At 67.8% G+C, this 22,705-nt stretch carries 19 protein-coding genes; 8 read left to right on the top strand and 11 right to left on the bottom strand.

The features are described 5' to 3' along the window. Nucleotides 1–143: 143 nt before the first annotated feature. The 4 genes from BUF17_RS14200 (at nucleotide 144) to BUF17_RS14185 (ending at nucleotide 2,106) form a co-directional block, all read left to right on the top strand. Nucleotides 144–539: a hypothetical protein gene (locus tag BUF17_RS14200; protein WP_073629757.1), complete on the top strand. Its 396-nt coding sequence runs from the start codon at nucleotides 144–146 to the stop codon at nucleotides 537–539. A gap of 26 nt (nucleotides 540–565) precedes the next feature. After that, entirely contained in the window at nucleotides 566–937 is a 372-nt protein-coding gene (locus tag BUF17_RS14195; protein ID WP_139282536.1) for a hypothetical protein, read from the top strand. A gap of 80 nt (nucleotides 938–1,017) precedes the next feature. After that, nucleotides 1,018–1,362 (top strand): hypothetical protein, encoded by a 345-nt coding sequence (locus BUF17_RS14190; RefSeq protein WP_073629753.1) that lies wholly within the window; start codon nucleotides 1,018–1,020, stop codon nucleotides 1,360–1,362. A 450-nt stretch (nucleotides 1,363–1,812) separates the two neighbouring features. Further along, complete coding sequence (locus tag BUF17_RS14185; RefSeq protein WP_139282535.1) at nucleotides 1,813–2,106, top strand: hypothetical protein; 294 nt, start codon at nucleotides 1,813–1,815, stop codon at nucleotides 2,104–2,106. A gap of 103 nt (nucleotides 2,107–2,209) precedes the next feature. Here the strand turns inward: BUF17_RS14185 and BUF17_RS14180 are convergent, their stop codons facing one another. Beyond that, on the bottom strand, nucleotides 2,210–2,809 hold the full coding sequence (locus BUF17_RS14180; RefSeq protein ID WP_073629749.1) for a superoxide dismutase: 600 nt from the start codon (nucleotides 2,807–2,809) through the stop codon (nucleotides 2,210–2,212). 326 nt (nucleotides 2,810–3,135) lie between these two features. Between BUF17_RS14180 and BUF17_RS14175 the strand changes: the two genes are divergently transcribed. Next, on the top strand, nucleotides 3,136–3,798 hold the full coding sequence (locus BUF17_RS14175) for a haloacid dehalogenase type II (RefSeq protein WP_073629747.1): 663 nt from the start codon (nucleotides 3,136–3,138) through the stop codon (nucleotides 3,796–3,798). Nucleotides 3,799–3,843: 45 nt separating this feature from the next. Here BUF17_RS14175 and BUF17_RS14170 read toward each other — a convergent pair whose 3' ends face one another. From BUF17_RS14170 to BUF17_RS14160, 3 genes are all read right to left on the bottom strand, one after another. Further along, a complete protein-coding gene (locus tag BUF17_RS14170) occupies nucleotides 3,844–4,425 on the bottom strand; it encodes an LOG family protein (RefSeq protein WP_073630074.1) in 582 nt (193 codons plus the stop codon). A gap of 25 nt (nucleotides 4,426–4,450) precedes the next feature. Continuing rightward, complete coding sequence (locus BUF17_RS14165; protein WP_073629745.1) at nucleotides 4,451–5,833, bottom strand: M20/M25/M40 family metallo-hydrolase; 1,383 nt, start codon at nucleotides 5,831–5,833, stop codon at nucleotides 4,451–4,453. Nucleotides 5,834–6,088: 255 nt separating this feature from the next. After that, nucleotides 6,089–7,639 carry a helicase HerA-like domain-containing protein gene (locus BUF17_RS14160; RefSeq protein WP_073629743.1) on the bottom strand — a complete coding sequence of 517 codons (1,551 nt, stop codon included), beginning with the start codon at nucleotides 7,637–7,639 and terminating at the stop codon, nucleotides 6,089–6,091. A 439-nt stretch (nucleotides 7,640–8,078) separates the two neighbouring features. Here BUF17_RS14160 and BUF17_RS14155 point away from each other — a divergent pair, with 439 nt between their 5' ends. Then, nucleotides 8,079–8,459, top strand: a complete 381-nt coding sequence (locus BUF17_RS14155) for a hypothetical protein (protein WP_073629741.1) — start codon at nucleotides 8,079–8,081, stop codon at nucleotides 8,457–8,459. 225 nt (nucleotides 8,460–8,684) lie between these two features. Here the strand turns inward: BUF17_RS14155 and dnaE are convergent, their stop codons facing one another. Continuing rightward, a complete protein-coding gene (gene dnaE / locus BUF17_RS14150; RefSeq protein ID WP_073629739.1) occupies nucleotides 8,685–12,146 on the bottom strand; it encodes a DNA polymerase III subunit alpha in 3,462 nt (1,153 codons plus the stop codon). Between the two features lie 517 nt (nucleotides 12,147–12,663). Between dnaE and BUF17_RS14145 the strand changes: the two genes are divergently transcribed. Next, the gene (locus BUF17_RS14145; RefSeq protein ID WP_073629737.1) at nucleotides 12,664–14,331 is read left to right on the top strand and encodes a Na/Pi cotransporter family protein; all 1,668 of its coding nucleotides are present in this window, start codon (nucleotides 12,664–12,666) and stop codon (nucleotides 14,329–14,331) included. Nucleotides 14,332–14,336: 5 nt separating this feature from the next. Here BUF17_RS14145 and BUF17_RS14140 read toward each other — a convergent pair whose 3' ends face one another. From BUF17_RS14140 to BUF17_RS14125, 4 genes are all read right to left on the bottom strand, one after another. Then, nucleotides 14,337–15,113, bottom strand: a complete 777-nt coding sequence (locus BUF17_RS14140) for an ABC transporter ATP-binding protein (RefSeq protein WP_084564681.1) — start codon at nucleotides 15,111–15,113, stop codon at nucleotides 14,337–14,339. Continuing rightward, nucleotides 15,110–16,405 carry a lipoprotein-releasing ABC transporter permease subunit gene (locus BUF17_RS14135; protein WP_073629735.1) on the bottom strand — a complete coding sequence of 432 codons (1,296 nt, stop codon included), beginning with the start codon at nucleotides 16,403–16,405 and terminating at the stop codon, nucleotides 15,110–15,112. Before BUF17_RS14135 ends, BUF17_RS14140 begins: the two co-directional genes overlap by 4 nt. Before the next feature lie 73 nt (nucleotides 16,406–16,478). Beyond that, nucleotides 16,479–17,804, bottom strand: coding sequence for a proline--tRNA ligase (gene proS / locus BUF17_RS14130; protein ID WP_073629733.1), 1,326 nt, complete (start codon nucleotides 17,802–17,804; stop codon nucleotides 16,479–16,481). Between the two features lie 773 nt (nucleotides 17,805–18,577). After that, a complete protein-coding gene (locus BUF17_RS14125; protein ID WP_073629731.1) occupies nucleotides 18,578–18,862 on the bottom strand; it encodes a DUF1467 family protein in 285 nt (94 codons plus the stop codon). A gap of 317 nt (nucleotides 18,863–19,179) precedes the next feature. On the opposite strand from BUF17_RS14125, the gene BUF17_RS23400 reads away from it, so the two are divergent. Then, on the top strand, nucleotides 19,180–20,115 hold the full coding sequence (locus BUF17_RS23400; protein WP_073629729.1) for a GGDEF domain-containing response regulator: 936 nt from the start codon (nucleotides 19,180–19,182) through the stop codon (nucleotides 20,113–20,115). A 28-nt stretch (nucleotides 20,116–20,143) separates the two neighbouring features. On the opposite strand, the gene BUF17_RS14115 is transcribed toward BUF17_RS23400, so the two are convergent. Both BUF17_RS14115 and BUF17_RS14110 read right to left on the bottom strand, forming a co-directional pair. Continuing rightward, on the bottom strand, nucleotides 20,144–21,817 hold the full coding sequence (locus tag BUF17_RS14115; protein ID WP_073629727.1) for a ribonuclease J: 1,674 nt from the start codon (nucleotides 21,815–21,817) through the stop codon (nucleotides 20,144–20,146). Further along, a complete protein-coding gene (locus tag BUF17_RS14110; protein ID WP_073629725.1) occupies nucleotides 21,817–22,704 on the bottom strand; it encodes a biotin--[acetyl-CoA-carboxylase] ligase in 888 nt (295 codons plus the stop codon). Before BUF17_RS14110 ends, BUF17_RS14115 begins: the two co-directional genes overlap by 1 nt. Nucleotide 22,705 lies beyond the last annotated feature (1 nt).

Below are 22,705 nucleotides of genomic sequence, written 5' to 3'. Positions count from 1 at the left end.
CCGTCCGTCCCGACGCGGTGCTGCCCGTATTGCCACCGCGGGCGGCTCCACTATCCTGCCGGGTTGAAGAAACCGCGACGTGAACGAAATCGCGCCTGCGCGGTTTCGATTCCTCGACGGTGCAGCAACCGGACGGAGCCGCCATGGCGCGCGCAGTGACGAAGACCGAAGCGGTTTCGCACCCCGCCATGGCGGGCGGGCGGCAACGGCGGCGTGGCGCCGCCGCGCTCGCCATCGCCGCGTCCGTGCTGTTCGCCGCCGGCCCGGCTCTCGCCGCGGCATCGCCGCCCCCGCCGATCAAGCCGCGGCCGCTGCCGATGCAGTGCGCGCTCGCCGCCGCGACCTTCGGCCCGTCGAATCTCTGGTTCGGCCGCTATGCCGGCAATCGCGAGACCATCTGGGGCTACACCCAGACGACCTCGCAGTGGGGCTGCTTCCTGCGCGAGATCGACTGCCGCAACTGGCTCTACTGGCTCAATTCCGACTGGCCGGACTGGACCTATGTCTCGGTCTGCACGAAGGGTTACACCCCGCAATGACGGCGCTCCGCCCTGCCCGATCCGTCATGACCGCGTTCGGCCGCCGACGGCCGGGGCTCGTCGCCGGCGCCCTTGCCGCCGCCGTCACGCTCGCCGCCTGCCAGGGCGGAGGCCTCAGCCCGCCGTTCGCCATGCGTCAGGCCTATATCGACACGCCGCAATGCAGCGAGCATCCGGACGCGCCGTGGATCGGCCGGCTCGCCGGCCACGCCATCTCAGACAACAGCCGCCAGCGCGGCAGCGGCGGCGGCACCGCCACGGCGCTCGTCGGGTGCTTCCCGACAAAGGAGGCATGCGAGACATGGCGGTGGCGATATATGGAGAACTTCGTCAGCACGCTGGTGCAGAACAGCTGTGAGCCGCGCCCGCCCCGGGGCTCGTCGCTGTTCGCCGAATGACATCCGCCAGACGGACGGCAGGAAGACGGGCAGCAGGCCGGTTCGCTGTCGCTGCCGGCCATCTTTTCGAGGGATCATCGATGGAATTTCGTCCTGCAATCCGCGTGCGCGGTGCGCTCGCGGCGGCCTTGGCCGCCGCCGCTCTTGTCGCGGGAGGCGCGAGCCCGGCCTCGGCCTTCGTGTCGGTCGACATCGCCCGCTATCAGGCGGCGACGCCGAAATGCGACGCCAACCCGTCCTTCGGCTGGGTGGGGCGGGTGTCCGGCGAAGTCGACAACAATTTCGACACCGGCCAGTACGCGGTCTCGTTCGTCGGATGCTTCCCGACAAAGGAAGCCTGCGACACATGGCGCGAGCGCGCGCTCGGCCTGATCACCCAGGTGATCGTGCAGAATTCCTGCGCCCCGCGCACGTCGAAGGACTGAGCGCCCTGCGGTTGGCCAGGTGAACGGCGGGTTCGTCAAGTCATCTGCGGGTTCGCCAGGTGAACCGTGCCGGCTCGCGGATGCCGCGCGGCACCGCGTTCGATAGCGACGTTTCACCCGCAGCGATGATCTAAGGCAACCGCTTCGTCCATTTCATCGCGACGGGCGCCCGATGGGCTATCACTGCCGCATATAACGGAATTTCGTGAAATAAATCTAGATTTACTCAAAAGTACTCTGATTTCTGGAATAAATTTGCGCACAAATGTTAAGAACTCACCGCATTCGCATTCCTGAATTCATGCCGTCACATTGTTCGGCGCCTAAATTCATAAGGACGTCATGGCTTCACCTGAAGTTGTCGCTGGGACTGGGGCGCTCCTGACCGCGCGTCTCGCTCCCGGGTCGGCTGGAGGCATTCCGCCTCCGATGGAGCATCGCATGCGAGCTATGTACGCCCTGACTGCGGCAGCGCTTTTGATGACGACCGCTGCCGGTCTCGCCCAAGAAAATCAGATGACGACGAAGTACCAGTCTCTGGCCAATGACGCCTCTTGCGACGCGCCGGAAAATGTCTGGATCGGACGCTATGTGGTGCGCGCTGCCGAGGAACAGGGCAAGCAACTCAACGTCATGGCCTGTTTCCCCACGCAGCCGGCCTGTGAGGATTGGCTGTCTAAGGCCAACAGCTACGTCAATCACGGCACCATCCTGACGGATCAGTGCGCGCAAAAGAAGTCCTGATCTGCAAAGTTCTCGGTGGCTGTCGCGACACGTTCACGCCGGCCGCAAAGCAAAAAGGGCGCCACGTGGCGCCCTTTTCTCGTTCGGTGAGAGCAAGGTCCGTTCAGACCGCCGCCTCGTAGAGCTCCAGGACGTAGTCCCAGTTGATCAGGCTGTCGACGAACGCCTCGAGATATTTCGGGCGGGCGTTGCGATAGTCGATGTAATAGGAGTGCTCCCACACGTCGACGCCGAGGATCGGCTTGCCGCCGTGCACCAGCGGGTTCTCGCCGTTCGGGGTCTTGGAAATTTCAATCTTGCCGTCCTTCACGGCAAGCCACGCCCAGCCGGAACCGAACTGGGTGGTGCCGGCGGCGATGAAATCGGCGCGGAACTTGTCGTAGCCGCCGAGATCGGACGCGAACGCGGCCTCGAGCTTGCCCGGCAGCTTGTTGCCGCCGCCGCCGTTCTTCATCCACTTCCAGAAGTGGATGTGGTTGTAGTGCTGGCCGGCATTGTTGAACACGCCCGCGTTCTTGCCGTAGCTCGCCTTCACAACCTCTTCGAGGCTCTTGCCCTCGAATTCCGTGCCCTTGATCAGGTTGTTGCCGTTGGTGACATAAGCGAGGTGGTGCTTGTCGTGATGGAACTCGAGCGTTTCCGCCGACATGAACGGCTGGAGCGAGTCATAGGCATAGGGGAGTTCGGGAAGTTCGAAGGCCATCTTGGCATCTCCTTCACTGTGTCGGCGCGGTTGCGCGTGCAGCCGCGGAGCGGGGCTCGGCGGGGCCCGTTCCGTTCCTGACGGAGCGGCCGGGCGACGAAGCCACCCGCGGGCGGCTCAGCCCGGAACGGTCCGTCGGCCAGACGCATCCGCCTGATCGGAACACGCCCCGGGCAAATCCTGTGCGTCGAGGAACATAGGGACTTAGACGAATGGCGGCAACGGCCGTCGGCCGATAAACTGGTGCATGTCCGATCGGGTTCCGGCGGCGACAGCCGCCCGGTTCCTCCCGACACCCCGCCTGACCGGACAGGAGAGGCGCCTTCATGACCCGTGCCGTCTATGTGTTCGATGCCTACGGGACGCTGTTCGACGTCCACGCCGCCGTGCGCCGCCACGCCCATGCCGTCGGCCCGGCCGCCGACCGGCTGTCCGATCTGTGGCGCCGCAAGCAGCTCGAATATTCCTGGATCCGCACCCTGATGGGTCGCTATCGCGACTTCTGGCAGCTGACCGAAGACGCCCTCGACTTCGCCCTCGCCGCCGTGCCGGACGCCGACCCGGCCGCCCGCGACCGGCTGCTGGACGCCTACCGCACCCTCGACGTCTACCCGGAGGTCTATCGCGTGCTGACGGCCCTGAAGGCGGGCGGCGCGCGGCTGGCGATCCTCTCCAACGGCTCGCCGGCCATGCTGGCCGCGGCGGTCGACAACGCGCGGCTCGGCGACGCTCTGGACGAGGTCATCTCGCTCGACGAGATCCGGGCCTACAAGACCGCGCCCGCCGCCTACGACCTCGTCGCGACGCGGTTCCGAGTCTACCCGGAGGCGGTATCGTTCCAGTCCTCGAACCGCTGGGACATCGCAGGCGCCACGGCGTTCGGGTTCCGCACCGTGTGGATCAACCGCACCGGCCAGCCCGACGAATATCCCGACCTCAAGCCCGCCGCCGTACTGAAGACGCTCGACGGCCTCGCCGCGCTGGAATAGCGCGCGGCCCCCTGCGGGCAAGGGGCCGCGCGGCTCACTGGAACCTCAACGCTCCTCGCGGCCGATCCACTTGGCGACCTGGGGCGGCGCATAGCGGCGGCAGGCCTCGATCAGGCTTTCGGGATCGTCCGCCACGATCAGCATGTCCCGGTGGGCCGGCTTTACGAAGCCGGTCGTCACCAGCTGGTCGAGGAAGCCGACGAGGGCGCCGTAGAAGCCGTTGACGTTGAGGAAGGCGCAGGGCTTGGCGTGGTGACCGAGCTGCGCCCACGTCCACATCTCGAAGATCTCTTCCAGTGTCCCCGCCCCGCCGGGCAGCGCCACGAAGCCGTCCGAGAGGTCGGCCATCAGGCTCTTGCGCTCGTGCATGGAGCCGACGATGTGGAGTTCGGACAGCCCTGGATGCGCCAGCTCGCGGGCGCGCAGCGCCTCCGGCAGCACGCCGATCACCGTGCCGCCCGCCTCCAGCGCGCCGTCCGCCACCGCGCCCATGCAGCCGACCCGCGCCCCGCCATAGACGAGGCGGAGGCCTTCCTCCGCGATGCGGTGCCCGAGCGCGCGCGCCGCGCCGACATAGTCGAACCCCGTGCCGGCGTTCGAGCCGCAATAGACGCACAGCGTCCCGATTCCATCAGTCACGTCCACGCTCCCTTCAGCCGGCCAGCTTCGCCAGCACCCGCGCCCACGAGCGGATGCCCTTGTGGAAGCTGGCGACATCGTATTTCTCGTTCGGGGAGTGGATCTGATCGTCGTCGTGGCCGAAGCCGATCAGAAGCGAATCCATGCCGAGGATGTCCTTGAAGTGGCCGACGATCGGGATGGAGCCGCCCCCGCCGATCACCACCGCCGGCTTCGACCATTCCTCGGAAAGCCCTTCCAGGCTGCGCGCCATGTAGGGGCTGTCGAGCGAGACGCGCAGGCCCGGGCTGCCGCCGTGGGGATGGAACTCCACCGAACAGTCGGCGGGAATGCGGGCGCTGACGAAGGCCCGGAACGCGGCGCGGACCGCCTCCGGATCCTGGTCGCCGACGAGGCGGAACGACACCTTGGCCGAGGCCTTCGACGGGATGACGGTCTTGAAGCCGGCGCCGGTATAGCCGCCGATCATGCCGTTGACCTCCGCGGTCGGCCGCGCCCAGAGCTGTTCCAGCACGCTGCGATCGCTCTCGCCCGCCGGCAGCTTCAGGCCGACGCCGCCGAGGAAATCCGCCGCCGTGAAGTTCAGCCCCTCCCACTGCCGGAGGATTTCGGCCGGGGTCTCGGGAACGCCGTCATAGAAGCCGGGGATTGTGACACGGCCGCTCTCGTCGTGCAGATCGGCGAGGATCTTCGCCAGCACATGGTTCGGGTTGCGCGCCGCGCCGCCGAACAGGCCGGAATGCAGATCCTTGTTGGCCGCCGTGACGACGATTTCCTCGCCGACGAGGCCGCGCAGCGAGCCGGTGATGGCCGGTGTCTCGCGGTCCCACATGCCGGTATCGCAGATCAGCGCGACGTCGTGGGAAAGCTCCCCCGCGTTGGCCTTGAGGAACGGCACCAGGCTCGGGCTGCCGGATTCCTCCTCGCCCTCGAACAGCACGGTCACCGGCACCGGCAGCTTGCCCGTGACCGCGATCCAGGCGCGGCAGGCTTCGACGAAGGTCAGGAGCTGGCCCTTGTCGTCGGCCGAACCGCGCGCGACGATCACCTTGTTGCCGTCCGCCTCCGTGGCGAGCCGCGGCGCGAACGGATCGGTGTGCCACAGCTCGACCGGATCGACCGGCTGCACGTCATAGTGGCCGTAGAACAGCACGTGGGGCCCATCGGACGCCCCGTCGGCGCGGTGAGCGACGACCATGGCGTGGCCCGGCGTCGGGCGCACCTCGGCCTCGAAGCCCAGCTCGGCCAGCGCGCCCTGGCACCACACCGCGGCCTCGGCACAGGCGTCGGCATAATCCGGGTCCGTCGAGATCGACGGAATGCGCAGCAGGTGGAACAGGCGCTCGAGGCTGGCCTCGAGATCGGCATCGATGCGTTCCAGGACGGCGTCGATCATGAAAGTCCCCTGTCAGGAAGTCGCGGGCCGGTGAGCACCGGCCTGCTTGAGCTTATTCCGCGCAGACCGGTGCGATCTGACGTGGAAGGATATGCTTTGGACGTTCGCCTGTGCTGGCACACCCCGGCCGGCTGCCCCTCGCCCGGGTATCGCCAATCCGGGCGGCTGGCGCCGGCCGCAACCAGCCAGGCCTGCCTTGCCCGAACCAGGCCCGTCCGGCAAGGCCGAAGCCGCCTCGATGGCCGGCGCAACCGGTCACCGCAGGATGCTGCCGAGGATGCCGCGCACCACCGCACGGCCGATCGAGCTGCCGATGGAGCCGGCCGCCCGCCGGCCGACCTCGCCGGCGATCCGGCCGGTCACCTCGCGGGTGACGCTGCGCGCCACCGTCTGAGTGGTCGTCAGTCGCTTGCCGCGCGCCCGGTTCGTGCCGAACAGCACGTCGAACAGGCCCCCGCCCACCTCTTCAGCCGGCGGGGCACCGGCGGCCTCGGTCTCCTCAGCCGCGCGCGCCTGCAGACGCTCGTAGGCGGATTCCCGATCGACGATGGTGTCGTAGCGGCCGGCGACCGGGCTCGCCGCCATCAGCCGGCGCCTTTCGTCATCGCCGAGCGGCCCGACCCGGCCGGCGGGCGGACAGATCAGGGTGCGGTCCACCATCGACGGCACGCCCTTGTCGTCGAGGGTGGAGACCAGCGCCTCGCCGACGCCGAGTTCGGTGATCGCCCGCGCGGTGTCGATCGCCGGGTTCGGCCGGAAGGTTTCGGCCGCGGCCCGGACCGCCTTCTGGTCGCGCGGGGTGAACGCCCTGAGCGCGTGCTGCACCCGGTTGCCGAGCTGGCCGAGGACGGTGTCCGGCACGTCGAGCGGATTCTGGGTGACGAAATAGACGCCGACGCCCTTGGAACGGATCAGGCGAACGACCTGCTCGATCTTTTCCAGAAGCGCCTTCGGTGCCTCGTCGAACAGCAGGTGGGCTTCGTCGAAGAAGAACACGAGCTTCGGGCGATCGAGGTCGCCGGCCTCCGGCATCTCCTCGAACAGTTCCGACAGCAGCCACAGCAGGAAGGTCGCATAGAGCCGCGGGCTTTCCATCAGCCGCTCGGCGGCCAGCAGGTTGACGACGCCCCGTCCGTTGCGATCGGTCCGCATCAGGTCGGCGATGTCGAGCGCCGGCTCGCCGAAGAAGCGGTCGCCACCCTGCTGTTCCAGCACGAGCAGCTGGCGCTGGATCGCCCCGACCGACGCCTTCGAGACGTTGCCGTAGAGTCTGCCGACCTCCGCCGCACGCTCTGCCAGCAGCGCCAGCACCGCGCGCAGGTCCTTCAGGTCGAGAATGAGAAGCCCTTCCTCGTCCGCCAGCCGGAAGGCGATGTTGAGCACGCCCTCCTGCGTGTCGTTAAGGCCGAGAAGGCGCGCCAGCAGCAGCGGCCCCATTTCCGAAACCGTGGTGCGCACCGGATGGCCGCGCTCGCCGAACACATCCCAGAACACGGTCGGAAAGCCGCGATGGCCGTAATCCGCCCCGAGACCGATCTCGGCGGCGCGCGCCTCGAAGGCCGGCTTGTCGCCACCCGGCACCGCGATACCCGACAGATCGCCCTTGATGTCGGCGGCGAACACGGGAACCCCGGCCTCGGAGAAGCCCTCGGCGAGGAGCTGCAGCGTCACCGTCTTGCCGGTGCCGGTCGCGCCGGCAACGAGGCCGTGGCGGTTCGCGCGCTTCAGCGCGAGATATTCCGGCCCGCTCGCGAGCCCGAGGAAGATGCGGTCTTCCTTCAGCAGCGACTGGGATGCCTCAGCCATCTTCACTCATCCTTGTTGGCCCGCCGGCCCGCTTGGTCCGTCCGGGCCGGTCGCCCGGACCGCGCCGGCAACTATAGGCGCCGCCGCAGGCCGCGGCAAAGATGCCCGCGCAACGGGGCAACCATCCCCCAGCACCCGTCATGAAGACACTGACGAAAGAACCCGGCGCGACGACACCGCCGGTGGCAATACCGTCGGCGCCGCCGGGGCGATTCGCGCGTGCAAGCGCTTGCATCCGCTTCACGAATGCGCGCGCCGCCCGCGTCCGCTCCCGCGACGGATGCGAAATCCCGTGCCGGAACAGCGCCGACCGTCCGCCGGGGCCGGAAAACGGGGCCGCATCCTCCAAACGACGGCTTGTGAAGAGGCCCCAAGTTGTGTTGATTGGCGGCGCTTTGGCGGTTGCGACAGCGGATACGACGCGGAGGAATTCAAGACCATGCAGCTTCTTATCGACAAGATCACGGCGAAGACTGGCCTCGACGAGGAGCATGCCCGCAAGGCCGTCTCGATCATGCTGAGCTTCCTCCACCACGACGGCCCGCACGACGACGTCGCCAAGCTGTTCGCAAAGATCCCCGGCGCGAACGCCATGCTGCAGCACGCCGGTGCGACCGACGATGTCGGCGGCCTCGGCGCCCTGTTCGGCGGCGGTCTCGGTGCGATGGCGGCGTTCAACGCGCTCACCACCGCCGGCCTCGACATGGGCCAGATCCAGATCGTCGCCAAGGAAGTGGTGGCGTTTGCCCGCGAGAATGCCGGCGACGAGCTCGTCGACAACGTGATCGACGCCATTCCCGGCCTCTCCCAGATCGTCTGATCGGCCGCAGGACGGCGGCCCCGAGCGGAAGCGCCGGGGCCGTTGACGAAGCGAAGCGGCCGCGTCGCCATGGCCCTTCGCCTTGCCTGCCGTGATCCTTCGTGGATCACGGCCACCCGGCGCCCGCACCGCGATCCCGGCCGGCGCCGTCACCCCCAGCGGCTCGCGGTGCCTCCGGCACGCTGGCTGCGGCGCGTAGCCGCCCCGGGCCGGGCCGGCGGAACCTCAGGCCAGCTCCACCTCGACCACGCCCGGAACCGTGCGCAGCGCGCCGGCAAGCGGCGGCGAAACCGCGTAGCGGCCGGGCAGCCGCATCTCGATCTCGCGGCGGCCGTCATCGAGCAGCAGAACCACGCTCACCTCGCCCTCGCCGCCCGCGGGAAGCCGCCGCGCCAGGGCGTCGAGCGGGGCCTCGTCGCGCACGAACACCCGAAGCGCGTGCTTCATGCGCCGCGCTGCCTCGTCGAGGGATTCGACCGACTGGATGCGGACGCTGACGCCTTCCTCGCGTTCCTCCGCGGCGACGATCAGCACCACCGACTGGCCCGGCTCCAGTCTGTCGCGAACCTGGGCAAGCGTTTCGGAGAAGGCGATCGCCTCATATTGCCCGGTCGGGTCCGACATCCGGACGATGCCCATGCGATTGCCGGTGCGCGTCTTGCGCTCCTGGCGCTGGGTGACCGTGCCGACGAGCCGCCCCGCCGCCGCGCCGCGCTTCACGGCCTCGACGAAGTCGCTCCACATCTGCACCCGCATCTGCTTCAGCATCGGGCGGTATTCGTCGAGCGGATGGGCGGAGAGGTAGAAGCCGATGGCGGCATATTCCCGCTGCAGCCGTTCCGTCGGCAGCCACGGATCGACATTCGGCAGCGCCAGCGGCTGCGGACCCGCGCCGCCGAACAGCTCGGACTGGCCGATTTCCGCGCCCTCGCTCGCCCGCGCCGCCTCGGCAAGCACATGGTCGAGCCCGCTCACGACCCGCGCGCGGTTCGCCTCCAGATCGTCGAAGCCGCCGGCGCAGGCGAGCCCTTCCAGCGCGCGCTTGTTGACGGCACGCGGGTTGATGCGCCGGGCGAAGTCGCCGAAATCGCGGAACGGCTTTTCCCCGCGCGCCTCGACGATGTGGTCGACCATCGAGCGGCCGACGCCCTTCACCGCGGCAAGTGCATAGGCGATCTTGCCCTCGATCACCTCGAAGGTCGCGCCGGAGCGGTTGATCAGCGGCGGCAGCACGGCGATCTTCAGCCGGTCGGCCTCGCGGCGGAAATCATTCAGCTTGTCGGTGTTGGTGATGTCGAGCGTCATCGACGCCGCGAGGAACTCCACCGGGTGGTTGGCCTTGAGCCACGCCGTCTGGTAGGCGACGAGCGCATAGGCCGCGGCGTGGGACTTGTTGAAGCCGTAGTCGGCGAACTTCGCCACGAGGTCGAAGATGGTCTCGGCCTGTGCCTTGGGCACGCTGTTGGCGACAGCGCCATCGACGAAGCGGGCGCGCTGGACGGCCATCTCCTCGCGTATCTTCTTGCCCATGGCGCGGCGCAGCAGGTCGGCTTCGCCGAGCGAGTAGCCCGAAAGCACCTGCGCGATCTGCATCACCTGCTCCTGGTAGATGATGACCCCGAAGGTCTCCTTCAGGATCGGCTCCAGCAGCGGGTGCAGATAGTCGGGCTCCTCGAGCCCGTGCTTGCAGCGGTTGTAGTGGGGGATGTTGTCCATCGGGCCGGGGCGGTAGAGCGCCACCAGCGCGATGATGTCCTCGAAGCGGTCGGGCTTCATGCCGGCCAGCGCCTTGCGCATGCCCTGGCTTTCCAGCTGGAACACGCCGACGGTCTCGCCGCGCGCCAGCATGGCGTAGGTCGCGGGATCGTCGAGGGGAAGCGCCGCGATGTCGACGGTGATACCGCGCTTGGCGAGCAGCTTCACCGCGACGTCGATCACGGTCAGGGTCTTGAGGCCGAGGAAGTCGAACTTCACCAGCCCGGCCGATTCCACCCACTTCATGTTGTACTGGGTGACCGGCATGTCGGAGCGCGGATCGCGATAGAGCGGCACCAGTTCTTCCAGCGGGCGATCGCCGATGACGATGCCGGCCGCGTGGGTCGAGGCATGGCGGAACAGTCCTTCGAGCTTCATCGCCATGCCGACGAGCCGCTCGACGATGGGTTCCTCGGCCTTCGCCTCCTGCAGCTTCGGCTCGTCGCGCACGGCTTCGGCGAGGGTGACGGGCTTGGCCGGGTTCTGCGGCACCAGCTTGCACAGGCGATCGACCTGGCCGTAGGGCATCTGCAGCACGCGCCCGACGTCGCGCAGCACGGCGCGCGCCTGCAGGGTTCCGAAGGTGATGATCTGCGCGACCTGCGCGCGGCCATATTTCGCCTGGACGTAGCGGATCACCTCTTCGCGGCGGTCCTGGCAGAAGTCGATGTCGAAGTCCGGCATCGACACGCGTTCCGGGTTCAGGAAGCGCTCGAACAGCAGGCCGAACCGCATAGGGTCGAGGTCGGTGATCGTCAGCGAATAGGCCACCAGCGACCCGGCGCCCGATCCGCGGCCCGGCCCGACGGGAATGCCCTGGGCCTTCGCCCACTGGATGAAGTCGGACACGATCAGGAAGTAGCCGGGAAATTTCATCCGTTCGATGATGCCGAGCTCGAAGTCTAGCCGTTCCCGGTACGCGGTCTCGTCGAGGCCCGGCGCCATTCCGTGGCGCTCCAGCCGCTGCGCGAGGCCCGTCTGAGCCCGCTCGCGCATCAACGCGGCTTCGGCGCGCATCGCTTCCTCGGGATCCGCGCCGATGCCTGCGAACCGGGGGAGAATCGGCTTGCGCTTCGTCGCCACCACCGCGCAGCGCCGCGCGATCTCCATGGTGTTGTCGATCGCCTCGGGGAGGTCCGCGAACAGCGACGCCATCTCCGCGCGCGACTTGAAGGCGTGCTCAGGCGTCAGCCGCCGCCGGTCGTCCTCGATCAGCGTGCGGCCGTCGGCGATGCACAGCAGCGCATCGTGTGCCTCGTAATCGTCGCGCTTGGCGAAATAGACCTCGTTGGTGGCGACCAGCGGCAGGCCGAGCCGGTAGGCGAGGTCGACCAGCTCGGGCTCGACCGCCTGCTCGGCCGTCAGCTGATGGCGCTGCAATTCCACATAAAGCCGCCGGTCGAAGATCGCGGCGAGCCGTTCCAGACGCGACCGGGCCAGCGCGCCGCCGCCAGCGAGGATGGCCCGGTCCACCGGGCCGCGGGGGCCGCCGCTGAGGGCGATCAGGCCCGGGCTCTCCTGAAGGAGCGATTCGATGCCGACGTGGGGCTCGACGCTGTTGTCCGTCTCCATGAACGAGCGGCTCACGAGACGGACGAGGTTGGCGAACCCCGTCGGTGTCGAGGCGAGCAGCACCACGCTGGGCAGCCGCTCGCGCACACCGTTGCGGCGCGTCGGCTCCTCGTCGCCGAAATCGACGCCGAGTTCGCAGCCGATGATCGGCTGCACGCCGGACTCCAACGCCTTGGCGGAAAATTCGAGCGCGCCGAACAGGTTGCCGCTGTCCGTCACGGCTACTGCGGGCTGGCGATCGGCCTTGGCGAGACCGACCACATCCTTCACATGCAACGCGCCCTCAAGCAGCGAATAGGCGGAATGTACCCTGAGGTGAACGAAACCGGCCGAGCCGTCCGCCAACCGTGTGCCCGCCATCGCTGCCTCCGTCGCGTGATCGCCGCCGCATCGCCCGCTCGTGGCGACCGTGCTGCCGTCCCACCCTTCCCGTTGTTCTCCCGTGACGCCGGAATGTCGACCCCGTTTCGGGTTGTCCACATGCCGGAGGCGCGGGTCACGCGAAGGCGGAGATGGCGTCGATCCACACCACGAGCGTCGCCGCGAAAAGGGTAAGCGCGATCAGAGCTGCCATGTCCTGCGCCGTCTGTTTCATCGGGGCCTCCATGTTCGGTTCGTCTCTATCTGCGTTCGTTCTCATGAATTCGTCTTATGGTCCTAATTTGTTCTTTTTCCGTTCCCATTGCAAGGAGAACAAGCCAAGGACAAAGTGGCGGTCTCCCCAGCGTTAACAAACCCTGGCCGCATTTGGTTTCATTGTCGGCATATGGCGCCAGCTGGTAAGCCGGCTTTCCATTCTGCCGCCCCCGCCGGCAGCCGGCCTGCGCCTCGATGCGGCCGGGCCGCGCGCCCTTTAAGAGAAAGCCGTTCCCGCACGATGGACGTTTCGCTGACCCTGATCGACCTTGCCGGTTTCGTCGCCCTGCTGCTGTGGGGCGTGCACATGGTGCAGACCAGCGTGCAGCGCGCGTTCGGCGCCAACCTGCGGCAGATGATCGGGCGGGCGGTGTCGAACCGCTACAAGGCGTTCGCGAGCGGGTTGATCGTGACCGCATTGCTGCAATCGAGCACCGCGACGGGACTGATGGTCGCCGGCTTCGTCGCCGAGGGACTGATGGCGCTCGTGCCCGCGCTCGCGGTGATGCTCGGCGCCAATGTCGGCACGACGCTGATCGTGCAGCTGCTGTCGTTCGACGTCGCAGCGATCGCCCCGGTGCTGATCCTGCTCGGCGTCGTCATGTTCCGCCGCTCGTCGGGCTCTCGCAGCCACGATCTCGGCCGCGCCTTCATCGGGCTCGGCCTCATCCTCATCGCGCTGCACGCGATCCTCGGCCTCATCACACCCTACGAGGACACGCCGAGCCTGCGCCTGCTGCTCGGGCTCGTCTCGACGGAGCCGGTGCTCGCTGTGCTGTTCTCGGCCGTCATCACCTGGGCGGCCCATTCCAGCGTCACGATCGTGCTGCTGGCGATGTCGTTCGCATCGAAGGGTGTGGTCACCCCGGATGCCGCCTTCGCGCTGGTGCTCGGCGCCAATCTCGGCACAGCGCTGAACCCGGTGTTCGAGTCGGGCAGCGGCCAGGACCCGGCCGCGCGGCGGCTGCCGATCGGCAACCTCATCAACCGCGTGATCGGTGTCGCCGTCGTGCTCGCGGCGCTTCCGTGGATCGGCCCGCTGATCGTGTCGATCGAACCGAACGAGGCGCGCGCCGTCGCCGACTTCCACACCGCGTTCAACATCGTCGTCGCGCTCGCGTTCTTCCCGGTGCTGGACCGGTTCGCGGGGCTGCTGACGCGGCTGCTGCCTTCGGCGCCGGCGGCGAGCGATCCCTCGCGCCCGCTCTATCTCGACCATGCCTCGCTCGGCATCCCCGTGGTCGCGCTCGGCGCGGCGGCGCGCGAGGCGCTGCGGCTCGCCGACATTCTGGAGGAGTTGCTGCGGGCCGGGCGCGACGCGATCGAGAACGGCGACACCAAGCGCATCGTCGACGCCAAGCGGCTGGACGACCAGATCGACCGCATCAACGCCGCGATCCGCACGTATCTCTCCGCGCTCGACGTCGAACAGCTCACCGACGACGATCACCGACGGCTGTCGGAGATCCTGACCTTCGCCACCAATATCGAGCACGCCGGCGACATCGTCAGCCGCAACCTCCTGACGGATGCGCACAAGCGGGTGAAACGCGCCCTCACCTTCTCCAAGGAGGGGCAGGCCGAGCTCGTCGCCATGGTCGACCGGCTGATCGTGAACCTGCGCAATGCCGCGTCGCTGCTGATGACGGGCGATGCCCGCGCCGCCCGGGCGCTCACGACCGAAAAGGAAGCCTTCCGCGAAATGGAAGCGAACGAGTCGGAAGCCCACTTCCAGCGCATGCGCGCGGGGCGGATCGAGACCATCGAGACGGACACGCTCCACCTCGACATCCTGCGCGACATCCGCCGCATCAACGCCCACCTGGTCGCCGCCGCGGCGGAGCCGGTGCTGCAGCGGGAAGGCGCCCTGCTGCCGTCGCGCCTGCGCCCAGCAGATAGCGCGGGCTGAAACCCTCAGTCGAGCGGCACGATCCGGCCGTCGGCGATGGTGATACGCCGGCTCATGCGAGCCGCGATCTCCATGTTGTGGGTCGCGACGAGCGCGGCGAGCCGCGACGCCCGGACGAGGGCGTCCAGGGCATCGAACACCTGCTCGGCGGTGCGTGGATCGAGATTGCCGGTCGGCTCGTCGGCGAGCAGCACGCGCGGCGCGTTGGCGACAGCACGGGCGATGGCGACGCGCTGACGCTCGCCGCCCGACATCTGCGCCGGATGGTGCGTCGCGCGATGGTCGATCCGCATCACGCGCAGGAGCGCCAGCGCGCGCTTTTCCGCCACCTTGCGGTCGAGCCCGGCGAGCCGCTGGGGGATCAGCACGTTCTCGAGCGCGGTGAAGTCCGGCAGCAGGTGGTGGAACTGGTAGACGAACCCGACCGAGTCGCGGCGGATGCGCGTGCGCTCGCGGTCGTGCAGGGTGGCGCAGGACCGTCCGCCGATCCTCACCTCGCCCTCGTCGGGACGCTCCAGCAGACCGGCGATCTGGAGGAGCGTCGACTTGCCGGCGCCGGAGGGCGCCACCAGCGCCACGGTTTCGCCGGGCATGATCGAAAGATTGGCACCCTTCAGCACGTCGAGCTGGTTGTCGCCCTCGCGGAAGCGGCGCACGACGCCGGAAAGGCCGAGCGCCTCGCGCCGTGCCCCGTTCGGGCGCGCGCCCACGCTCTCGGTGGCGGCATCCCGGGGCTCGGCGGCGGGAGCCGGCGCGGAACCATGGTTGGCGTCGTCGCTCATTCGTGCCTCAGCCCTTCCACCGGATCGAGCCGTGCCGCCTTCCATGCCGGGTAGAGCGTCGCAAGGAACGAAAGCACCAGTGCCATCACCACCACCGTGACCGTCTCGCCGGAATCGATGTCGGCGGGAAGCTGGCTCAGATAGTAGAGCTCGGGCGGGAACAGCTGCGTGCGGGTCAGCCATGACACGCCCTGCCGGATCGGCTCGATATAATGGCAGACGATGAGCCCGATCACGAGCCCCGCGGCCGTGCCCACGGTGCCGATGGCGGCGCCGGTGATGACGAACACCCGCAGGATGGTGCCGCGCGTCGCGCCCATGGTGCGCAGAATGGCGATATCGCGGCCCTTGTCCTTCACCAGCATGGTGAGGCCGGAAATGATGTTCAGCGCGGCGACGAGCACGATCAGCGTCAGGATCATGAACATCACGTTGCGCTCCACTTCGAGCGCGGAGAAGAACGTCGATTGCCGGATGCGCCAGTCGGTCAGATAGAGCGCCTGGCCGGCGGCTTGCTCGATCTCGGACCGCAGCCGGTCGATATCGTCGGGATCGTTGAGATAGACTTCGATGCCGGTGATGGCGTTCTCCTTGTTGAAGAACGCTTGCGCCTCAGCCATCGGCATGAACACGAACGAGGAATCGAACTCGGACATGCCGATCTCGAAGGTGGCGACCACCGGGAAGGCCTGGGTTCGCGGCACCACGCCGAACGGCGTCGCCTCGCCCTTGGGCGTCACCAGCGTCACCGGATCGCCGAGCGCGACGCCGAGCGCCATGGCGAGCCGCCCGCCGACGGCGACACCGTTCGAACGGTCGAAGCCGTTGAGCGTGCCGGCGCGCACGGTGCTCGCGATCAGCGGCAGGCGATCGAGGTCCTGCTGGCGCACGCCGCGCACAAGCGCGCCGTAAGCGCCGGAAGGACCGGAGATCAGCGCCTGCCCCTCGACGAACGGCATGGCGAAGCGCACGCCGTGGATCTTCTGAAGCCGCTCCACCACCGGCATGTAGTTGTCGAACGTGCCGTTGATCGGCTGCACCAGGACATGGCCGTTGATGCCGAGAATCTTGGACATCAGCTCGTTGCGAAAGCCGTTCATCACCGCCATGACGATGATCAGGGTCGCGACGCCGAGCATGATACCGAGGAAGGAGAACCCGGCGATCACCGAAATGAAGGTCTCGCGGCGGCGCGAACGCAGGTAGCGTCCGGCGATCGTCCATTCGAGTGCCGAGAACGGGCGGACGCCACGCGGGCGCGCCTTTCCGGCCGAACCGGCTTTCGCCGCCATCCACTTCCTCCGTTCAAGATCGACCGGCCCTGGGCCGGTCGTCCGTTTCAGCCGCCGGAAACCGGCGCTGCGGTCAGCGCCGGCCGGCGGTGAGGCGATTGATCGCCGCCTCGAGCGAGATCGTCTCGCGCTCGCCGGTGGCGCGCCGCTTCAGTTCGACCTCGCCGGTCGCGAGCCCCCGCGGACCGACGATCAGCTGCCACGGCAGGCCGATCAGGTCCATCGCCGCGAACTTCGCGCCCGCACGGGTATCGACATCGTCCGTCAGCACCGAAAGCCCGGCCGCTTCCAGTTCACGCTCGATCACGGCGACCGCTTCGTCGGTGGGAGCATCGCCCGGCTTCAGGTTGATGAGACCGACGTCGAACGGCGCCACCGAATCGGGCCAGATGATTCCGGCGTCGTCATGACTGGCTTCAATGATGGCGCCGAGAAGGCGGGAGACGCCGATGCCGTAGGAGCCCATGTGGACCGGCCGCTCGGTGCCGTCCGGACCGGCGACCTTCGCGCCCATCGGCTCGGAATATTTGGTGCCGAAATAGAAGATGTGGCCGACCTCGATGCCGCGCGCCGCGACCTTGCGCTCTTCCGGAACGCCGGCGAACGCGGTCTCGTCGTGCATTTCCTCCGTCGCCGCATAGGGCGTCGTCCAGGCCTTCACGATCGGGCTGAGATCGCCCGTGAAGTCGGTGTCCTCGCCCGGGATCGGCAGGTCGAGCAGCGCCTTGTCGCAGAACACCGCGCTCTCGCCGGTGTCGGCGAGGATGATGAACTCGTGGGAGAGATCGCCGCCGATCGGGCCGGTGTCGGCCCGCATCGGAATCGCCGTCAGCCCGAGGCGCCGGAAGGTGCGCAGATAGGCGACGAACATCCGGTTGTAGGCTTCCTTCGCCCGCTCCATGTCGGTGTCGAACGAATAGGCGTCCTTCATCAGGAACTCGCGGCCGCGCATCACGCCGAAGCGCGGACGGACCTCGTCCCGGAACTTCCACTGGATGTGGTAGAGATTGAGCGGCAGGTCGCGATACGAGCGGACCGAGGCGCGGAAGATGTCGGTGATCATCTCCTCGTTGGTCGGGCCGTAGAGCATCTCGCGCTCGTGGCGGTCGGTGATGCGCAGCATCTCCTTGCCGTAGGCGTCGTAGCGCCCGCTTTCACGCCAGAGATCCGCCGACTGCACCGTCGGCATCAGCACCTCGATGGCGCCGGAGCGGTTCTGTTCCTCGCGCACGATATCGGCGATGCGGTCGAGAACGCGCAGGCCCAGCGGCAGCCAGGAATAGATGCCGGCCGATTGCTGGCGGATCATGCTCGCGCGCAGCATCAGCCGGTGGGAGACGATTTCCGCTTCCTTCGGCGTTTCCTTCAGAATCGGCAGAAAATAGCGGGAGAGGCGCATGCTGGATGCTCTGGGTTCGCGAGAGAATGTGCGATCGGGACGCCGGCCGGCCGGGGCGCTGCCCTTTCGGCCGAAAGTGTCCCGAACGGGGGAAGGAGCCGTTGCCGGCGAGCCGGTCCGGAGTGAAGCCGCCCCGGCGGCAAAACGCAAGCCAGTCCCCGTAACAGAGCGGCATGGCGGCCGGAAGGTGGCTTTTTCTGTCAAACGCAAAAAAGTTGGGCGAGTCATGCACAAAATGATGACAAGCCCGAAACAATGAGCTAAGTTGGCTTCATAACAAAAGGCTGTCGGTCTCCGAGCCGGCACGGCAGCTTAAGAGGCATCGCGGTCTAAGTCTTGGGAGGAAGACCCTCGGCGCAGCAATAGCTAGCAGCCGCTGATAAACAGGAGGGAGGCACCCCTTAACTCCGCTATCGGCTGTAGGGTAAGACGCGGAACTAAATCAGCACGGCCTTAGCGCCGTGCTTTATTTTTTTTGTACTCCTGAAACACAGCGCAATACTTGTCCGGCGGATGGCGAACGTCCTTCGCGGTCCGGCCGTCGTTCATCGGCCGTTAACCCTTCATCCTGTCGTGCTTCATCACGTCGTGGCATCGGCCTGTCGCGGAATCCGGCATGACGGCAGCAGCCGCGCGGCGGGACGATCCGTGCGCGGCGGGAGCGGCAGGGGTTCGGGAATCGGGCGCGCCGATTGGGGTTCGACGGCCGGCGTTCATCACAGGGCTTGACGGGCCGGGTGAGAATGTGCCCGGCCGGTTCCGGCGCCGCTCGCCTATTCCGATCCGACCACCGGAGCGCCGTGGGGCTTGAGGAAGGGGAAGTCGTCCAGCTTGTATCCCGAGTTGATCAGCGCGAGGAACCCGGCGAACACGATGGCCGCGACCAGGGTGGTCACAAGAACGGTCCGCAGCATCCGCGGATGCGCCGGGGCGCTCGGCACCGTTCCAGGGACGACCGAGCCTTCCTCTTCCTGCGTCCGCATGCCCCACGGAAGCACAGCGAAAAGCACCGTCCACCAGATCACGAAATAGATCGCCAGTACGCTTGTCCACGCCACGTCAGACTGTTCCGTCTTGTTGTTCGGCGGGCATCCCGCCGGCGCTTCCTCTCCGCCAGTTTGCGCGCGCGGCGCCGAAACGCAAGCGGCGCTGGCGATGCCGCCCGCGGGACGGGCGAGCCACGAGGCCCCGGCGGTCAGTCCACGTGTTCAACGGTGGCAACCCCTGTTCTTCCGCTAAATAGTCCGGCCACTTTCTTTAATCTGCTTCAAGTCTCGCTGGAGGAAGAGCGACATAGCTGCTATGTCTGACCTCAATCACCCTGCGCAGGGTGGACAGAATATCGCCCCGCTCCGGGAATAGTTGCTGGTATGCGATGAGAATTCTGATCGCCGACCCAAGCCGTACGACGCAGCATGTGTTGGCAATTATACTTTCGGAGGTCGGCCACGAGGCTGTCGGGGTGCTCTGCGGCACCGACGCACTCGGTGCGCTGGCGACCGACGACAGCATCGACATTCTGATCACCAGCTTCGAACTGCCGGACATGACCGGGCTCGACCTGTGCCGGGAGGCTCGCCGCCTGCCGGCAGACCGCTCACCGCTCTATATCTTCGCCATGTCAGCGAGCGTCAGCGACGCCCGGATTGCCGAAGCGCTGGACAGCGGTGCCGATGATTTCATCGGCAAGCCGCCGTCGCGGGTCGAGTTTTTCGCACGGCTGCGCGCCGCCCAGCGGGTTATTCTCGCCCAGAACGAGCTCGTTCGCCTCGCGACCGTCGATCTGCTGACCGGCCTGCCGAACCGCCGTGCATTCTTCCTGCGCGCGGCCTCGCTGATCCGCCACGCCGAACAGGAGCGCTCCGAACTCGCCCTCGTCCTGTTCGATATCGACCACTTCAAGTCAATCAACGATCGCTTCGGCCATGATGCCGGTGACGCGGTGCTGCGCGGCATCGGTGAGATCGTCGGCCGGTCCGGACTGAGGGTCGCGCGCATCGGCGGAGAGGAATTCGGCCTGCTGATCGCCGATGTCGGTTTCGATCACGCCATGCAGCGGGCAGAGATGCTGCGCAGTGCCGTACAGGCTGCGTCGTTCTCGACGATCTCGGACGAGCTGAACGTCACCATCAGCCTGGGCATTGCCCGCTATCGGCATGGCGAGACGCTGAGCAGCCTGATGAAGCGAGCGGACGTCGCACTTTACGCGGCCAAGTCCGCGGGCCGGAACCGCCTGCTGGCAGCAGCAGAGCAGATGCGGCCGCCGGCGGACTCCCTGCCGATGGCCGACGCCGGAGGTGCGCCGGCCTGAGCCGGACGCAGCGTCCGGCCGGCAGGCGTCACACGTCGGCGACGACCACCCGGCAGATCGGCTTCTTCCCCCAGCGCTCCGCGACGGCGGAGCGAGCGGACCGACGCACCGCTTCCGCGACCAGGGCATGATCCTTGCGCCGCGGCCGGGGAATGCTCTCGATGGCGCCGACGACCGCCTTCTGCACGATCGCCGAGAACAGCACGCCCTCCGCCGTCGCCGTCGGCAAGCCGATCAGCGTCGTGGTGGGCGCGGCAACGGTCTCGCCCTTCGCATCGAGGGCAAGCGACACCACCACCACGCCGGCGAACGACATCCGGCGACGGTCTTCCATGCCGGATTGCTCCGGCTCGACGAGAAGCCGCCCGTCCTTGTAGAGAACGCCGGCGTGAACCTCGTCGACCACCTCGCCGGGACCGGGCGCGAGCCGCACCATCAGGCCGTTGCGGGGGATGACGACCTCCTTCACCCCTAGCGAACGGGCAAGCTTGGCATGCTCGGCGAGATGCAGGGCCTCGCCGTGCACCGGCAGCGCCATCTGCGGCTTCAGCAGGCCATAGAGTTCCGCCAGTTCATCCCGCCGCGGATGGCCGGAAACGTGCACCAGCCCGTCGCGGTCAGTCAGGATATCGATGCCACGCTCGGCGAGGGCATTGGCGATCTCGGCGACCGCCTTCTCGTTGCCGGGAATGGTGCGCGAGGAGAAGATGACGAGATCGCCCGGCGAAAGCGCGACCAGCCTGTGATCGTCGCCGGCGATGCGCGCGAGTGCGGCGCGGCGCTCGCCCTGGCTTCCCGTCAGCAGCGCGACGACCTTGTCGCGCGGGAGATAGCCATAGGCCTCCTCGTCGAGCACCGGACGCAGGCCGTCGAGATAGCCGAGTTCACCGGCGATATCGAGCACGCGCTTCATCGCCCGCCCGAGCACGACGACCTCGCGGTCGGCCTCCTGCGCGGCCGCGATCACGGCTCTCAGCCGCGCGGCATTGGAGGCGAAGGTCGTGACGGCGACGCGCGCCGGCGCCTTGGCGATGATCTCCGCCAGCGACGCAGCGACATCGCGCTCCGACGGCGAGCGGCCGGCGCGTGTCGCGTTGGTGGAATCGCACACGAGCGCGCGCACGCCCTCCTTGCCGATCTCCGCCAGCCGCGCGAGATCGATCGGAAGGCCGAGGCCAGGGTTCAGGTCAATCTTCCAGTCGCCGGTGTGGACGACGGTGCCGACCGGGGTGCGGATGACGAGCGCGTTCGGCTCCGGAATCGAGTGCGACATCGACACGAACTCGATATCGAACGGCCCGATCTCGAACCGAGCGCCCTGATCGACCTCGATGATCTCGATATCCGGTGCGCCGGGCTCGCCGTCGAGCTTGGCTTCCAGCATCGCCGCGGAGAACGCCGTCGCATAGACCGGCACCCCGAGCCGGGGCCACAGGTCGACGAGGCCGCCATAGTGGTCCTCGTGGGCGTGGGTCAGCACGATGCCGAGCAGATTTTCCCGCTCCGCTTCGATAAAGGCGGGGTCGGCCATCACAAGGTCGACGCCCGGCTCGGCTTGCCCGCCGAAGCCGACGCCGCAATCCACCATCAGCCACCGCCGGCGGCGCGCGGGCCCGAACCCGTACAGCGCCATGTTCATGCCGATTTCGCCGACGCCACCGAGAGCCAGGAAAACCAGTTCGCTCGCTTTTTCCGTCTTCATCAAACCGCTGTAGCCGCCACCCCGAAATGAACGTCGCCGGCCGCGATCTGTTTCAGCGAGCCATCGGCCGCCCGCACCAGCAGGCGTCCGTCGTCGTCCAGAGTTTCAAAAAATCCGTCGATCACCTTGTCGCCGAGCCGCACCGCGACCCGACCGCCGAGCCCCTTGGCCCGGCGCAGCCATGCCTGCCGCACGGCGGGAAAGCCGCGCCCGGCGTCCCAGACGCGCTCCGCTTCCACCCAGCTCTCGCCGAGGGCTGCGAACAGCATCTCCGCATCGATCCCTATGCCACAGGAGGCCAGCGATGTCGCCTTGTATGGCACGCCTTCAGGCTCGTGGGCGACATTCACGCCGATGCCGATGACGATGGCCGTGCGTCCGCCACCGAGATTTTCGGCCTCGAGCAGGATGCCCGCAAGCTTGCCCCCGTCGAGCATCAGATCGTTCGGCCACTTCAGCAGCAGCCGGTCGCGCCGCGCGCCCTCGCCCGGTCCCTCGGCGCCGTCGAGCGCCATGTCGACCGACAGGTTCGGAGCCAGCCGCTCCAGCGCCGCGTCGAGCGCGAGGCCGGCGACGAAGCCGAGCGTCGCGCCACAGGCCGGCGGCAGCTCGATCACTTTCAGAAGTGAGGCCGAGAGATTGCCGGGCGGTGCGACCCAGGCCCGGCCGCGTCGGCCCCGGCCGGCGGTCTGCCGCCGCGTCACGACCCAGAGATCGCCGGGATCGCCGTTCCGCGCGCGCTCCATCGCCTCGGCATTGGTGGAGCCGAGTTCGTCGTAGGCCGCCAGACGAAAACCCGCCGCGATCGCGACGGGTCCGAGGGCGTAGCCGGCATTCGCGGGGGCGCCGGGTTCCCCGGCAGCCCCATGAGTCGCTTCGCTTGCCACA

The sequence above is a fragment of the Pseudoxanthobacter soli DSM 19599 genome, from assembly GCF_900148505.1.
GTDB lineage: Bacteria > Pseudomonadota > Alphaproteobacteria > Rhizobiales > Segnochrobactraceae > Pseudoxanthobacter > Pseudoxanthobacter soli.
This window is presented reverse-complemented; position numbering and strand designations above follow the sequence as displayed.